Annotated in this window: 12 protein-coding genes; 10 read left to right on the forward strand and 2 right to left on the reverse strand. The window is 52.6% G+C overall.

The features are described from left to right. Window positions 1-13: 13 nt before the first annotated feature. The 5 genes from B5F17_RS12775 (at window position 14) to B5F17_RS12795 (ending at window position 5,181) form a co-directional block, all read left to right on the forward strand. Window positions 14-1,054 (forward strand): zinc-dependent alcohol dehydrogenase, encoded by a 1,041-nt coding sequence (locus B5F17_RS12775; RefSeq protein WP_087374395.1) that lies wholly within the window; start codon window positions 14-16, stop codon window positions 1,052-1,054. A 98-nt stretch (window positions 1,055-1,152) separates the two neighbouring features. Next, a complete protein-coding gene (locus tag B5F17_RS12780; RefSeq protein WP_087374397.1) occupies window positions 1,153-2,094 on the forward strand; it encodes a creatininase family protein in 942 nt (313 codons plus the stop codon). Between the two features lie 204 nt (window positions 2,095-2,298). Further along, the gene (locus tag B5F17_RS12785) at window positions 2,299-3,150 is read left to right on the forward strand and encodes an AraC family transcriptional regulator (RefSeq protein ID WP_162608185.1); all 852 of its coding nucleotides are present in this window, start codon (window positions 2,299-2,301) and stop codon (window positions 3,148-3,150) included. A 268-nt stretch (window positions 3,151-3,418) separates the two neighbouring features. Beyond that, entirely contained in the window at window positions 3,419-4,126 is a 708-nt protein-coding gene (locus B5F17_RS12790; protein WP_143287743.1) for a uroporphyrinogen decarboxylase/cobalamine-independent methonine synthase family protein, read from the forward strand. 62 nt (window positions 4,127-4,188) lie between these two features. Beyond that, window positions 4,189-5,181: a putative PEP-binding protein gene (locus tag B5F17_RS12795; protein ID WP_087374403.1), complete on the forward strand. Its 993-nt coding sequence runs from the start codon at window positions 4,189-4,191 to the stop codon at window positions 5,179-5,181. Window positions 5,182-5,388: 207 nt separating this feature from the next. Here B5F17_RS12795 and B5F17_RS12800 read toward each other — a convergent pair whose 3' ends face one another. Further along, window positions 5,389-6,237, reverse strand: a complete 849-nt coding sequence (locus tag B5F17_RS12800) for an AraC family transcriptional regulator (protein ID WP_087374405.1) — start codon at window positions 6,235-6,237, stop codon at window positions 5,389-5,391. 562 nt (window positions 6,238-6,799) lie between these two features. Here B5F17_RS12800 and B5F17_RS12805 point away from each other — a divergent pair. Further along, entirely contained in the window at window positions 6,800-8,119 is a 1,320-nt protein-coding gene (locus tag B5F17_RS12805) for a hypothetical protein (protein WP_087374407.1), read from the forward strand. A 78-nt stretch (window positions 8,120-8,197) separates the two neighbouring features. Further along, entirely contained in the window at window positions 8,198-9,199 is a 1,002-nt protein-coding gene (locus tag B5F17_RS12810; RefSeq protein WP_087374409.1) for a sugar ABC transporter substrate-binding protein, read from the forward strand. Between the two features lie 144 nt (window positions 9,200-9,343). On the opposite strand, the gene add is transcribed toward B5F17_RS12810, so the two are convergent. Next, on the reverse strand, window positions 9,344-10,348 hold the full coding sequence (add, locus tag B5F17_RS12815) for an adenosine deaminase (protein WP_087374410.1): 1,005 nt from the start codon (window positions 10,346-10,348) through the stop codon (window positions 9,344-9,346). Between the two features lie 341 nt (window positions 10,349-10,689). Between add and B5F17_RS12820 the strand changes: the two genes are divergently transcribed. The 3 genes from B5F17_RS12820 to B5F17_RS12830 all read left to right on the forward strand — a co-directional run bounded on the left by B5F17_RS12820 (window position 10,690) and on the right by B5F17_RS12830 (window position 15,038). Beyond that, window positions 10,690-11,526, forward strand: a complete 837-nt coding sequence (locus tag B5F17_RS12820) for a MurR/RpiR family transcriptional regulator (protein WP_242968767.1) — start codon at window positions 10,690-10,692, stop codon at window positions 11,524-11,526. A gap of 156 nt (window positions 11,527-11,682) precedes the next feature. Further along, complete coding sequence (locus B5F17_RS12825) at window positions 11,683-13,602, forward strand: beta-glucoside-specific PTS transporter subunit IIABC (protein ID WP_087374412.1); 1,920 nt, start codon at window positions 11,683-11,685, stop codon at window positions 13,600-13,602. 20 nt (window positions 13,603-13,622) lie between these two features. Further along, window positions 13,623-15,038 (forward strand): 6-phospho-beta-glucosidase, encoded by a 1,416-nt coding sequence (locus B5F17_RS12830; RefSeq protein WP_087374414.1) that lies wholly within the window; start codon window positions 13,623-13,625, stop codon window positions 15,036-15,038. Window positions 15,039-15,210: the final 172 nt, after the last annotated feature.

Consider the following 15,210-nt stretch of genomic DNA (forward strand, 5'->3'; position numbering starts at 1 on the left):
GGAGGATTTTACAATGAAGGCGATTCGTTTTATGGCGCCGGAGACCATCGAGGTATCGGACATTCCGATGCCGGTATGCAAGGACGATGAGGTCATCGCAAAGATTGCCTATGCAGGCTTCTGCGCGACCGATATCGAACTGCTGACCGGTGAGATGGTACATATTAAAAACGGAAATACCACCTATCCGCTGGTACCCGGTCACGAGTGGGCTGGTACGATTGTTGCCGTTGGCAGCAAGGTTCGCGACCTGAAGGTCGGCGACCAGATCACCTCGGACGTCAGTCTGGGCTGCGGCGAGTGCGATTACTGCCGCGAGGGACGCTACAATCTGTGCCCCAACCGTGAGGTAGTTGGTTCTTACCGCAACCGTCAGGGCGCATTTGCTGAGTACATTGCGGTACCGCAGCGTCACGTCTACAAGGTTCCGGAAAACCTGAGTCTGGAAGAGGCAGCACTGGCTGAGCCGGCAGGCACGGCAGAGTACGCTGTCCGCCGCGCACGTATCCCGGCAGGTGCACAGGTTCTGGTCATTGGCGACGGCCCGATCGGCCAGCTGGCTGCACAGCTCGCCAACATCGAGGGTGCACGCCGTGTCATCATGGCAGGCAGCTGGGATGAAAAGCTGGCAATCGCAAAGGAATGCGGCGTCAGCGACGTCATCAACTACCATCGTGAGGACGTTGCAGAGCGTGCCAAGGAACTGACCGAGGGCGAGGGTCCGCTGATCATCATTGAGACTTCGGGCAACAAGACCGCACTCAATCAGGCCATCAAGGCACTCAAGCCGGGCGGCCGCATCGTCATGGTAAGCTGGTACAACGGTGATGAAGTTGCAGCCATGCTCAACGCGACGATTGCAAAGGATGCAGAGCTCATCGGCACCCTGGCAAGCCCCAACACCTTTGACACCGTCCTGGGCTACATGGCCGAGGGCAAGCTCAACGTCCGTCCGCTGATCACTCACATCAAGCCCCTTGAGGAGATGGAAGACGTGGTCAAGATGGTACGTGCAAAGAAGGAAATGCGGATTAAGATTCTTCTGAAGCCGTAATCCCATAAATCAAAGAATCCATACAAACATCTCCATTAAAAAAACATCTCAAAACCAAAGAACGCCGCGCAAGCGGCACAAAGAAAGGAACAACGATTATGAGCGAACTGAAGAAGCAGACCGAGTTCAAGCTGTATAAGAGAGATTCCGTGTTCTTCGATCAGAACACTGCACCGGTAAACATTGACTATGCAAGAGAAGTCAACGACGTAGCAATCTTGCCTCTGGGCGCAATCGAGCAGCACGGCCCGCACTGCCCCAACGGTCTGGACAGCTTCAACGCAATCTGCCTGGCACAGAAGGTTGCTGAGAAGTCCGGCGCAACCGTTCTGCCCTGCCCGATGTACGGCGGCCATCCCTACATGCACATGGGCATGCCTGCTACCATCGCACTCAACTATGAGACCAACATGGCTCTGATCCATGACATCATCGCTGGCGCTTCCAACGTAGGCTACAACAAGTTCATCCTGCTGGTTGCACACGGTCAGGACAGCTCCTTCATTCCGGCTGTTCATAAGCTGGGCATGGAGGGTTACTTCACCGTAGCTTCCACCTGGTACGACTTCCTGGGCGACAACAAGGACGTTCTGTCCGACTACATGTGGCATGCAGACGAGGCTGAGACCTCTATGGCACTGTCCCTGTACGGCGATCTGGTACACATGGATCTGGCAATCGACGGCGGCGGCACCACGCTGGTAGACGGCAAGTGGAAGAAGGCACCGGGCGAGATGTCTCATCCCTTCCAGTTCTATCATTTCGATGGTACCTTCGCTCTGATGGAGAAGGACGACCTGGATTACGGTGTCATCGGCAACCCGACCAAGGCAAGCAAGGAGAAGGGCGACGCTCTGGTAGAGAAGGTCGTAGAGGGCTACAGCGCATTCATTAAGGACCTGCTCGAGAAGCATCCGGTTGGCGTAAATCCGCTGGGCTTCCGCAACCCGCTCGGCTTCAACGGCTTCAACGGCGGCGCTTACCCCACCTTCGACAAGGATCACGACGCGAAGGGCCGTCCGCTGTACTACAACAAGTAAGTTTATTACCCCTTCATATTCACAAAACAACCCTTTTCTCTCCGTAAAGCAATGTGTTGCCGCACGGCAGCACATTGCTTTCTAACAATCCCTATGTAATGTGCCGGTGTCAAGTGACTGATTTGCACCGGCACATTATTTCATAACATTTGCGTCGAGGCTTATGGCATCAGGATGCACGCGAGATCAAACAGGAGGATGACAATGCAGGACAGAAAACCATTAAAGACCCGCACCTATGTGCATGAGCTGTCTTTATTTGCGCGGGAAAACCTGTTTTATGTCAAGATGGCGGGAGAATACCATCGCGTCAGCGATTATCGGATTGAGCGGGAACGGATGGAGAGCCTGCTGGTCATCTACGTGACAGAGGGCGAACTGACCGTATGCCTGGGCGGCAAACTGATGACAGCGCCGGCGGGATCGATCGTGTTGCTTGACTGCCGACGGCCGCACAGCTATTTTTCCAGACAGCCGGTGAGTCTGCGCTGGGTGCACATTCAGGGCAATGCGGTCTTTGCCTATGCGGCACAGCTCAGACGGAGAATGGAAAAATGCGTGATCGAGCAGCCGGACGGCCTGGCTTGTCAGGCATTTTTGGGACTGTTTGGCCTGCTGCAAGCCGATCATTATTTAGAGAACAGTGTCTCGGTCGCAGTGCACCGCTTTTTGGGTGACCTGCTCGAAGAACTGCAGGAGAAGGAATACAGACCGGCCAACCACATCATGCGCGCTGCCGCGTACATCCGCGAAAATTATATGAAGGACATTTCGGTCAACGATGTGGCAGAGCTGCACGGGATGAGTGTCTATCATTTTATTCGGATGTTCGGACGGCAATACGGCATGCCGCCGCACGAGTACCTGACCGTCCAGCGCATCGCCTGCGCCAAGAAGCTGCTGCTGTTCAGCAATCAATCGGTCAAGAATATCGCACAGACGTGCGGATACCAGACGGCTGCGGCGCTCAACCATGCCTTCCAGAAGCAGCTGGGTCTGTCACCGTCGGCATTTCGCGCACAACAGCGATGCCAAAATGCAACATTCAACTCCTGACAGCGTCGTTCTGCCCATGTGATCCAACGCGCGGATCGGAATGGGCAGAATTTTTTTATTTGTGTGGGCTTGCAGACCGGGGACAGACTGTTGCGCATACGCACAGGATGTTCCGAAATGCAGCGCACAGCGCGTCAAAGACCGTCGATCATACAGAAAAAAGGCAAAAAAGCAGGTCGTGTTTTGAGTTGGCATCTTTTCGGCTGATACTGGAACATGTATATGCTTTATGCAGAATTGGGTGAAATAGATGAACAAAGACATAAAGATGGAAAAACAAGCACAACGGCCGTACTGCCTGCTGAACTTCAATCAGGCAGAGCCTGCATACGAAAAGCAGATCAAATCAACCACCACACTGTATCAGCATTTGGACGAATTATTTCACGAACCCGAACTTGCCAGTCAGGCTCAGTTTGCCAAAGAGGTGGCAGAATGCCGGGAGGATGATAAGCGGGTAATCTGGAACGCGGGCTGCACCTATGCGATGCCGCTGGCCGTGCTGGGAGAGGATGAATTTTTCATCCGTGTCGTCACCGAACCCGAACTGATGCGCGAGCTGTGCGAGCGCTACGCCATCCGCAAGGCAGATGCCATTGTGCAGACCTTGCAGGTGATGCAGATTCGGCCTGAGGTGCTGCTGTTTTCCGATCCGTTTGGAAAGTCCGGCCTGCCGCCGCTTAGACCGGCAGTTTTTCGGACATTGCTCAAATCTGCACAGCAGTTTTTGGTCAGACGCATCAAGCGTGCCTACCCGGAGATCAAGATCTGGTATCGCTGCTGCGCGGCGTCCTATCCGCTGGCGGCGGACTTTGCCGAAATCGGGTTTGACGCATGGATTCCGAGTGGGAAGACCGAGCCGTTTGCACAGGAGCTGGAAGACTGCCGGCAGTTTATTCAGGATGAGCTGGAACTGCTGTCGGTGACCGAAGGCCAGTGGGACAGCCTGAAAAAAGGTACAACGACATGTGTGTGATGCGCAGCGCGGGAACGTGCTGGCAGGAACGAGAATAAAACATTGAAAGGAGATTGACCCCAATGAAGCGCATGGTGTGGATGCAGCATGTAGAGGAAGATGAATTGCTTACCGAGCAGGATGTCCTGCTGCGCAGCGAATCGGTTTTGCTGGAGGAGGAGCAGCAGCGGGAACGCTTTCAGCAGATTTTACTGTTCCAGGAAGATCAGGAGCAGGCTGAATGGATTGCCCAGTGGGAACAGCGGCAGAAAAAGCACTGGAAAACCTATCTGGAGCACTGTAAGCACAGAGTGATTGTCCGTCTGCTGGGCGAGCCGCTCAATACCTTCCTTCCGCATGTGGGTACCGAGTGCGGTGCACGGCGTGCGCGTCATTTTGGGGTCAGCGAGGCCGAGCTCGAGCAGAGAGTGCAGATGCTGCTCGAGTTTAATCCCAGACTGGGCATGCGCGGCTGCCGTATGGCCATCGAGTACGACGCGCTGCTGGATATGCAGCTGCGTGCACTGTTCGGCGCGGTCACCGAACGGGGCGGTGATCGCATTGACATCCTGATTCCCTTTGTCACCAGCGCGCAGGAGACCCGGACGATGAAGGACAGAATTGCCCGCGTGGCACAGGGTTATCCGGCACTTCAGGTCAAGATCGGCGCCGAGCTGTCCACACCGCGCGCAGCCTGCGTTGCCGGAGAGATTGCCGGATATGTGGACTTTGTCGTGTTTGATGCCATGGAGCTGACACAAATGCTGTACGGTATGGACTGGCAGGACACCCGACGGGTCATCAACCGCTATTTGGAGCTCAAACTCATCGAGCAGAGCCCGTTCCGTCAGTTGGACACCGTAGCTGTCGGCTCGCTGTTGTTGATGGGATTGGCCGATATCCGCAAAAAACATCCGAACTGTGAGGTAGGCGTGAGCGGACAGCCGGTCACCAATGAAAAGAGCTGCAAATACTGCGAGGAGAACGGCTTTGACTTCATTGTATTGCCCGCTGTGCTTCCAAACTGGCTGGATGATACCGAAGAGGCATCGGACGAGGATACGGTGAGCGAATAAAGCGCCAGCCAGGCAGCAAACCTCTGAGACCGAGACAATTTCAGACATGAAAAAGCACCGCGACTGCTTGACAATCGCGGTGCTTTTTTGGTGAAGAAGTAGCGTTTATTTTTTATATTTGATCACCGTAGAATGCTGATTCTGCGGTGAATTTTTTTGCACCAAAATCCGAGAGCGGAATGCGCGCTAGGCGATCTCAGTGTAGACTCAGCCGAGCGGAACTTCGCGGAAACGTCGGGGTGAAATACCGACTTTTTCGGTGAAAGCGTTGGTGAAACTGGATTCGGTTCGGTACCCGACTTCACGTGCAATGGCCTTGATGGGCTTAGAGGTGGTTTTGAGCAGATATTTGGCGTGATTCATGCGGGCAAGGATGACGTATTCGTGAGGAGAGTGCTGGAACTCCTGCTGGAACAGTCGGATGAGGTGGGAGGGACTCAGGTTTACAATTTGAGACAAGCGCTGTAAGCTCAAATCCTCGTTTAAATGGGACTCAATAAATTTTGCGGTCTGACGTGCCGGAGTATCGACCGGTGTGTTTTCCTGTGGGATAGCATCGGGCATGAGATTGCACAGGATTGCGTGCAGAATGCGGGAATGGTCGGAGTCTGAGAACGGCTGCTCGTTTTTGTATTCGGATAATAGATGACGAATCATGACGGCGTTTTTTTCGTTGTTTGCCGTGCGATGTACGACACCGCGCGCACGGGTCAGATGGTCGCATAACTCAAAGCTGTTGACACCCAGAATGTGCATCCAGAAAAATTCCACATAATCAGGCGTGTCGTAGTATTGGGGTAGGGTGCAGTCCATGAGAATGATGTCACCTGCATGCGCGTCATAGCTGCGTCCCTCGTATTCGACGTGCATGGTGCCCGATTCGATATACATGAGCAGCAGGTTTTCAATGCTTCCGCGGCGGATTTTGTACCCGCGTTCGCAGTAATAATGCCCGCAGGAATTGATGTAGTAGAACAGACGACGCGTTGTACTGCCGATGGTGGAGAAGAAGAGCTCGGAACCAGGCAGGACGCCGGTCTCATTTTGACAGAGCATAGATACAGCCTCCTTGCGCTGCGGCGCAGACCGTTTTTCTTACTATAACAGATTGCAGGACAATGTGCAATCGGCAGCGAGGTGGAAGAACAGATGGGATACAGGAGGATAAATTATTTATTATATGCCTTTCACAAACACAATACAATACCGGAAAATGGGAAATACTTGCGGAAAATGCGCAAGATTTTTGTTCAGAAAAAAATACATCGAACGGTGCAGACAAGTGCACGCAGAGCGTCATGGTCAGATTGCAAAAGTAAATTTCGGAATCTGCGCGAAATTAGATATTGTGTTTAAAAATATAGGAGAAAATTGGAGAATTGGCACAATCATAAAAGGAATTTGCACAGTGTGCACATTGCACAAAAGATCGCATCTCAAGAATTTGCGCCCGTTGCAATGCAAAAAATTCAGTGCTATGATGGGTGCACAAGATCCGAACGGAATCTGCAATTTGGCCAAATTGCGAAAAATATGCAAACATGTCCCAAAGTCTGGATGAGCAGCGGGGGAGCGGAGCGTTGGACGGCGTTCGACAAACCGAAAGGAGTTTACTTTTATGAGATTCGATCAGTGCACAAACGGAAATATCTTTATGCATGGCTGGACGCTGGAACAGTGCGTGATGAGCGAGCACGATAAAGCCATTCTGCGTGAGCTGGCAAAGAAAATGCGATCGTACGCAGAACAGCCGGAAGAGCAGCAGAAGTTCCAACTCTGGCGCGATCACAATGATCTGAAAGAAACGCGTCCGCTGATTTATCTGGACCTCGAGAATGGCTGGAACGAGCTGCTTCCGCAGGAGTTTACCTGCCAGTGCGAAGGTGAAATGGCACAGGAATGGGAGATGTGGCTGCATAAGGAGCTGATCTATGCAGAAAAAATTAAGTGCGATAAGCCGATTGAGGCCAAGTTCTACATTCCCTACATGGCGCATGACACCATGTGGGGAATTGACAAGAAAGTAATCGGCGATGCGCACAGCGGCGAGGCTTATACTTGGGAAAGCCCGATCACCGACGAGATGATGGAAGAAGACGTGGATATGTCTACCATCATTAAGACCCCGCAGATTACAATCGACTGGGAGGCAACCAACGCGTTTACCGCCATTGCACACGATGTTTTTGACGGAATCTTGGAAGTGGAGCGCCGCCATTGGTGGTGGTGGGGCATGGAACTGACCCATCCGTATGTTGATCTGCGCGGGTTTGAGAACATGCTCGTGGATTTCTACGACTATCCTGAGAAAATGCACGAAATTCTCGAGCTGTTTACCCGGGGTTATGAGGCAAAGCTGGATTTTCTGGAGCAAAACCACCTGCTGACACCCAATACCGGCAACTGCTATGTCGGTTCGGGTGGACTGGGCTTGACCAATGATCTGAACTCGGGTGCAGCCGTACCGAATTCCGCGATGGACATTTGGGGTTTCCACGAGAGTCAGGAGACCGGCGAAGTTTCGCCCGAAATGTTCAAGGAATTCATTTTGCCTTATCAGCTGCGGCTTGCCAAGCGGTTTGGTCTGAATTATTACGGCTGCTGCGAAGGTCTGGATCGTCGGTTTGAGTACGTCAAGCAAATCCCGCGTCTGCGTCGTGTTTCGGTGTCTCAGTGGGCGAATATTCCGCTGATGAGCGAGATGCTGGGCGGCGATTACGTGTTCTGTCACAAGGTCAGTCCGACCGATATTGCCGTGCCGCAGATCGATGAGGCGTACATTCGCAGCCGCCTGCATGAGGTTTTGGTCAAGTGCAAGGCCTGCGGCAACCATGTAGAACTGATTATGAAGGATAATCATACCATTGCTAATACGCCGTATAACGCTTACCGTTGGGTAGAGCTGGCACGGGAAGAAGTTGCCCGTGTATATGGCTGAGGCGAATCATTTGTGAATTTGAGAGATGGAAAAGAGAGTCAATGAAACGGGAGACCGTTTGGAAAGGAGCACGTTTATATGAAGTATCAGCACGTATGGAAACGCATCAGTGCGATGATTTTGGCGGGTATTCTGGCAGGAACAATGACTGCATGCGGCGGTCAGACTGCGGATGAGAGTGAAACCGCACAGCAGGCGCAGACCAACGAGGCATCGGACAAGGAATATCAGGTCGGCGTGATTGTTAAGACCACGGCTTCGGAATATTGGAGTTATGTAGTAGCCGGTGCCGAAGCGGCAGCAGAAGATCTGGGCAATGTGGATGCACAAATTTACGGTGCAACAGCTGATACCGATTATGAAGGTCAGCTCAATTTAGCAGAAACCATTTTAACTTCGGGCACCAAGCAGGCGATTGCCATTGCACCGCTGAACTCCGGTATGGCGGAGACCGTGCTCAGTCAGGCAACCATCCCGGTTTTGGCGGTTGATACCAATTTCGAGGGCGCTGAGACGTTTATCGGCACGGCACACGAAGATGCTGCATATCTGGGCGGACAGTATGTTGCCGAACAGATTGGCCAGGGCGGCAAGGTTGTCATTTTGGCGAATATTCAGGGTGAATCCACTTCGGAAGCCCGTGTCAGCGGCTATAAGAGAGCGCTGGAAGAAGGCGGCTGTGAAATCGTTGAGATTTTGTACACCGATGGCGTAGGTGATAAGGCAGTCAATGTCATGGAAGGTGCGCTGCAAACCCATCCGGATATGGATGCTGTGGTCTGCTGTGCAGATGACGTTGCACTGGGTGCAGCACGTGCGATCGAGGCTGCAGGCCGACAAGATGACGGCATCATTGTCTGTGGATTTGATGGTATTTCCTCCGGTGTACAGGCGGTTGTAGACGGAAAGATTTCGTGCACGGTTGCACAGGACCCGTATAATATGGGATATCAGGCGGTTGAGAGCATGATCGATGCTATCAATGGCGAGGAGCTGCCGGAGTTCATTGATACCGGCTGTCAGATCATTACACCGGATAATGCACAGGAATATCTGGATAAGCTCAACAGTCTGGTATAAATATATCTGAACTTCTTCTTTTTCTCACATGAACAGGGAGCGTGGCATGCAAAGGCTGCGCTCTCTGTTTGTCTGTTGGGGATAAAGGTAGTAAGAAAGCCCCCGAATATTTTTCGGAGGCTTTAATAGCGGAGTTATAATATTTTATGCCTTATGGTAGCAATCACAGAAGACCTTGAGCTTATCCCGCAGCAGCTGCTTGGTCTCTGCATCGCAGAAGCTTGCGCGGATGGCATTTTCCTGCAAGCGGATGAGGTCAGATGCACCCCAACCGAACGCGTTGGCGGACTTTTCAAGTTCGGTGCACAGATCGATGCTCATAAGCATGGGATCGTCGGTGCTGACCGTGACCGGAATGCCGAGTTCGTACAGCTTTCCGAGCGGGTGTTCTTCCAGACTGGGGTACAGTTCCATCAGGTTGGAAGTCGGGGTGATGTTAAGGGGGATGCGCTCGTCGGCCAGACGGCGCAGCAGGACAGGATCGGTGATGGAGCGCACGCCGTGATCGATGCGCATCGCACCCAAAATATCAAGGGCTTCCCAGACGCCCTCGGCCGGGGAGGACTCACCGGCATGTACGGTGATGGCAAAACCGGCGTGCTTGGCTTCCAGAAAGGCGTCGCACAGTACGCGATTGGACTGCTTGGAAACTGCTTCGTTGCCGTCTACCGACAGACCCATCAGACGCGGGTGACGATGGGAGGTCATCCAGCGCACCAGTGCCAGAGATTCCTGCTTGGTCTGCGAGCGCAGCAGGGAGACGAGCAAGCGGCAGTCGGTGTAGCCGTCCTCGTAAGCCTGATCGAAGCCTTCCAGAATGCCGGGAATCAGCTGCTGATAAGAGAGCGCTTTCCAGTGTGTGGGATTGGTGATTACTTCGGCGTACATGATGTTCTGCGAAGCGGCGTAGCGTGCGTAGTCGTATGCCAGACGCTTGACATCCTCGGGATTTCTGACCAGCGAACAAATCCAATCCAGTCGATCGAGGAAATCGGCCAGACCGGTAAAGGAAAAGAGTTCATCGGCCGGCTTGGGCAGCGGCGTCTGTGTTTTCTCTGCAAGTTCCTGAATCAGTTCCAGCTGGACGGTGTCCTCCAGATGAATGTGCAGCTCCACCTTGGGCAGTTTTTCGATGAATGCGCGTTCCATAATCTAAATAACCTGCTGTCAGCGACGGGTATCATATCTCAAATCAGTCTGTCTTTTTATTGTAATGGATTTTTTGCGAAAAGTCTTGGGATAAAATGAAGAAATTCGTTTCGGGGACAAGGGCATAACAAGATGCGCGATTGAGGTGCAGTCTAATTTGCCGTTTAAAATTCTCTCGATGCTCGATTTTCGACACTTTTTGGACGAATTACGCGTTCTTTTGCGATATATCAAAGGAGAACAGGATAGAATTGTAAATTATTTGAGGGTATGATATACTCACTACAAGACAGGATGCGGGAAAGAGGGCGAAGATTGTGTTGTTGGTGCAGCTGAAAGAGATGAAGAACTTCACAAATCACGAAAAGGATGTTGCAAACTATATTCTGACGCACATGGATGAAATTCCGGATATTTCAGCCGGAGAGCTTGCCAAGGCATCGCTGACCAGCAAGGCAACTGTGGTTCGCCTGAGTCAGAAGCTGGGGCTGTCCGGGTATCAGGAATTGAAGCTCAAATTGATTGCGGAAGTCAATCAGAATGAGCGCATCGGGCAGATTCTGGCCAATGAACCGATCACGCCGCAAAGTTCGTATTCGGATATCATCCACACCATTCCGGGACTGTATGACAAGGCGGTCACCAATACGCGGCTGACGCTGAACAAGACCGACATGCTGCGCATCAACCACTTTTTGCAGGAAGCCGAGTGCATTGATATCTACGGTACGGGCATCAGCTATACGCTGGCACAGGCTGCGGCGTTTAAGTTTGCAACGCTCGGGGTGGAGAGCTCGGCCTATGAGAGCATCAACGGTCACTATCTTGCCGCCCGAAAGCACAAAAAGACGGTCGCCTTCGTCATCAGCTTTACGGGAGCCAATCGCACGGTGGAAACTATGGCCAAGTATCTGCGCACGGCTACGCACAATCATGTGGTTGGCATTCTGGGACCGCACAATCAGAGAACCCGTCCATGGTGCCATGAGGTCGTGGAAATTCCCAATCGTGACTCTATTCTGAGCCTGGATGTCATCACATCGTTTGCCGCAAGCAATTACGTGTTTGATATCTTTTTCTCTCTGCTGCTCTCGCGCTGTCAGGAACAGCACGTGCAGTCTTCGCTCGAAATGGTTCGGCACAGGAACCTCCTGCTCAACGAAAGCTTTGATGCGTAATCGCGTTTTGAACCGATGTTTCACCAGCATCGGTTCTTTTTTTATCTATTTTGAACCGACGGACCGAAATGCATTTTGCACATTGTATTCGGTGAAAATATGTATTATTTTAGTGTTACCGCACAGAAAGACGGAAATAGAAACAGGAGGTAAGACATGGGAAAGTATGATGGATTGGCCAAAGACATTGTAAAAAATGTCGGCGGAAAGGAAAATGTAGCAGGACTTGTCCACTGCATTACGAGACTTCGTTTCACGCTCAAGGATGAAGGAAAGGCCAACGACGAAGTGCTCAAGGCGATGAATGGTGTTGTCACGGTTATGAAGAGCAGTGGACAGTATCAGGTCGTCATCGGCAATCATGTAGCCGAGGTGTACGACGATGTGTGCGCGGTGCTGGGCATGAAGGAAGACAGCGCGGCACCGGCAGAGCCCAAGAAGGGCAAGCTGCTCGACCGTGCGATTGACGTCGTATCGGGTATCTTCCAGCCGATCTTGGGCATTATGGCTGCTTGCGGTATGCTCAAGGGCTTTAACACCCTCTTTGCGACGCTGGGACTGTACGAAACGACCAGCGGTGTCTACTTAATCATCAACGCGGCGGGTGATGCACTGTTTAACTTCCTGCCGCTGTTCCTGGGCTATACAGCCGCGAAAAAATTTAATTTGAAACCGATGCTGGGTCTGGCGATTGGCGCTGCACTGTGCTATCCGGCCATTCAGTCAAGCGCACTCGCTGCGGCAGGCGAACCACTCTATACACTGTTTGAAGGCACGATGTTTGCTTCGCCGGTGTACATTGACTTCTTGGGTCTGCCGGTGATTGCGGTCGATTATACCGGCACAGTCATTCCGGTTATTCTCTCGGTCTGGTTTGCATCCAAGTGCGAAAAATTCTTTAACCGCATTGTACCGGAGCTGGTCAAGTTCTTCTTTGTCCCCATGCTCACCCTGCTGATTACGCTCCCGGTTACGCTCATGCTGCTCGGACCGATTGCAACCTTCGGCTCTACGCTCATCCCCGAGTTCACTCTGACCATCCGCAGCTTCAGCCCGCTGGTTGCCGGTGCAATCGTCGGTCTGACCTGGCAGATTCTGGTTATCTTCGGTATGCACTGGGGCTTTATCCCGGTTTACATCAATAACGTGATGACCCTGGGCTACGATAACGTTATGATGCCGTTCTTTGCCTGCACTTTTGCAACTTCTGCGGTTGTTCTGGCGATCTTCTTTAAGACCAAGGACAAGAAGCTCAAGGAAATGGCAATCCCGAACTTTATTTCCGGTATTTTCGGTGTCACAGAGCCGGCGATTTACGGTATTCTGCTGCCGCTCAAGAAGCCGTTCATTATCAGCTGTATTGCAGGCGGTATCGGCGGTGCATTTTATGGACACTTCAACTTCCGTAAGTTCATCCTGGGCGGTATGGGTATCTTCGAGCTGCCCAACATGATGAATCCGGACGGTTCGATGGGCAACATCATCGTTGCGCTGGTTGGTATTGCAATCTCGATGGCAGTCGGCTTTGTGCTGACCATGGTATTCTATCGCGACCCGGAAAAGGCCGTGGAGACTGCACAGCCGACCCCGGTAGCATCTGAGCAGACTGCGGTAATCGAGGCCGAAAAAATGGTCATCGCAAGCCCGGTCAAGGGCAAGGCCATTGCCCTCAGCGAGGTGCAGGACGAGGCGTTCTCCACCGGTGTACTGGGTCAGGGCGCTGCGGTCATCCCCGAGGATGACACCATCTATGCCCCGGCAGACGGCACGATCGCCAATATGTTCCCGACCGGTCATGCCATCGGCATGCTGACCGATACCGGCGTGGAAATTCTGATTCATGTCGGTATGGACACCGTTCAGCTGGACGGCAAGGGATTCGAACCGCTGGTACAGTCGGGCGATACGGTCAAGAAGGGACAGAAGCTTCTGAAGTTTGACCGCAAGCTCATCCAAGAGGCTGGATACTCTCTGGTGACGCCGGTTATCATCACAAATTCCGATGATTACGCCGCAGTTATGCCTGCAAACATCGGAGCTGTCGACGCGGGCGATCCGCTGCTGACACTTTCCTAAACAACGGTCGGAGGACAACTATGCGAAAAGATTTTTTATGGGGTGGTGCGACTGCTGCCAATCAGTGTGAGGGCGGCTGGCAGGCAGATGGCCGCGGCATGGCGATTGTAGACGTACTGCCTCAGGGAGAAAATCGTTTGCCGGTGATGCAGGGGGTGATGGATTATCGCACCCTGCCCGAAGGCACACGCTATCCCGGACGGGATGGCATCGATTTGTACGGTCATTACAAGCAGGATATCGCACTGTTTGCCGAGATGGGCTTCCGCTGCTATCGCTTTTCCTTCTCCTGGTCGCGTATTTTTCCGACCGGTGAGGAAGAGCAGCCCAATGAAGCTGGTTTGAAATTCTACGAAGACTTCATCGATGAATTGCTGCGTTATGGCATTGAGCCGATCGTTACCATCTGCCATTTCGATCTGCCGATGCATCTGGTGGAAAAATACGGTTCCTGGCGCAGCCGCGCAGTGATTGATGCCTATTTGCGCTACTGTGAGGTTATTTTCCGCAGATTCCGCAATAAGGTTCGTTACTGGATTACCTTTAACGAAATCAATATGCTCATGCACCTGCCGTTTATGGGCGCAGGCATCCGGTTTGAAGCGGGAGAAAATCCCCTCGCAGTCAAGTATCAGGCAGCGCACCATGAGCTGGTTGCATCCGCACTGGCAACCAAGCTCGCGCACGAGATCAATCCCGAGTGCCAAGTAGGCTGCATGATCGCAGCCGGCAGCGTGTATCCGTACAGCTGCCGCCCGGAAGACGTGTGGGAGAGCATGCAGAAGGATCGCGAAGCCTATTTCTTTATCGATGTGCAGGCGCGCGGCGCGTACCCGAACTATGCGAAAAAGCTGTGGGAGCGCGAAGGCATTACGGTTGATGTGACCGAGGAAGACGAACACATTCTGAAGGCAAACACGGCAGACTTTATCGCACTTTCTTACTATAACAGCCGGTGTGTGCGCACTGACGGACAGGGTGAGGCCTCGGGCGGCAATGTGTTCGCGTCGGCAAAGAACCCGTATCTGACTTGCAGCCAGTGGGGCTGGCCGATTGACCCGATGGGCTTCCGCATTACACTCAATGCCCTGTATGATCGGTACGAGAAGCCGCTCTTTGTAGTGGAAAACGGTCTGGGCGCAGTTGACGTACTCACGCCCGAGCGCACAGTGGCAGATGATTACCGAATCGACTATTTGCGCACCCATATTCAGGCGATGATGCAGGCTGCCGACGAGGACGGCGTGGATATTATGGGATATACACCGTGGGGCTGCATCGATCTGGTCAGCGCCACCACGGGTGAAATGTCCAAGCGATATGGCATGATTTACGTGGATCAGGACAATGACGGTCACGGTACGGGCGAGCGCATTCGCAAGAAATCGTTCTATTGGTATCGCGATGTGATCGCCAACAATGGCGCAAACCTGTGACTTTCTGTCAGTTTTTCAAATCCATAAAGGAAAAGCACTGACTGATTTCTGAACAGGTCCAGTAAAACCGGACAACAGACAAAAGGCCCCCTAATGTAGGAAAATAGAACTACATTAGGGGGGCTTAGTATGTCTGGGAAAAAAGGGATGAAAAAGTATCCTGTCGAGATAC

Source organism: Butyricicoccus pullicaecorum (assembly GCF_002160355.1).
Taxonomy (GTDB): Bacteria; Bacillota; Clostridia; order Oscillospirales; family Butyricicoccaceae; genus Butyricicoccus; species Butyricicoccus pullicaecorum.

Coding starts and splice junctions, on each gene's coding strand:
- B5F17_RS12775 (WP_087374395.1), top strand. CDS start 14: ATGAAGGCGATTCGTTTTATGGCGCCGGAGACCATCGAGGTATCGGAC.
- B5F17_RS12780 (WP_087374397.1), top strand. CDS start 1,153: ATGAGCGAACTGAAGAAGCAGACCGAGTTCAAGCTGTATAAGAGAGAT.
- B5F17_RS12785 (WP_162608185.1), top strand. CDS start 2,299: ATGCAGGACAGAAAACCATTAAAGACCCGCACCTATGTGCATGAGCTG.
- B5F17_RS12790 (WP_143287743.1), top strand. CDS start 3,419: ATGGAAAAACAAGCACAACGGCCGTACTGCCTGCTGAACTTCAATCAG.
- B5F17_RS12795 (WP_087374403.1), top strand. CDS start 4,189: ATGAAGCGCATGGTGTGGATGCAGCATGTAGAGGAAGATGAATTGCTT.
- B5F17_RS12800 (WP_087374405.1), bottom strand. CDS start 6,237: ATGCTCTGTCAAAATGAGACCGGCGTCCTGCCTGGTTCCGAGCTCTTC.
- B5F17_RS12805 (WP_087374407.1), top strand. CDS start 6,800: ATGAGATTCGATCAGTGCACAAACGGAAATATCTTTATGCATGGCTGG.
- B5F17_RS12810 (WP_087374409.1), top strand. CDS start 8,198: ATGAAGTATCAGCACGTATGGAAACGCATCAGTGCGATGATTTTGGCG.
- add (WP_087374410.1), bottom strand. CDS start 10,348: ATGGAACGCGCATTCATCGAAAAACTGCCCAAGGTGGAGCTGCACATT.
- B5F17_RS12820 (WP_242968767.1), top strand. CDS start 10,690: ATGAAGAACTTCACAAATCACGAAAAGGATGTTGCAAACTATATTCTG.
- B5F17_RS12825 (WP_087374412.1), top strand. CDS start 11,683: ATGGGAAAGTATGATGGATTGGCCAAAGACATTGTAAAAAATGTCGGC.
- B5F17_RS12830 (WP_087374414.1), top strand. CDS start 13,623: ATGCGAAAAGATTTTTTATGGGGTGGTGCGACTGCTGCCAATCAGTGT.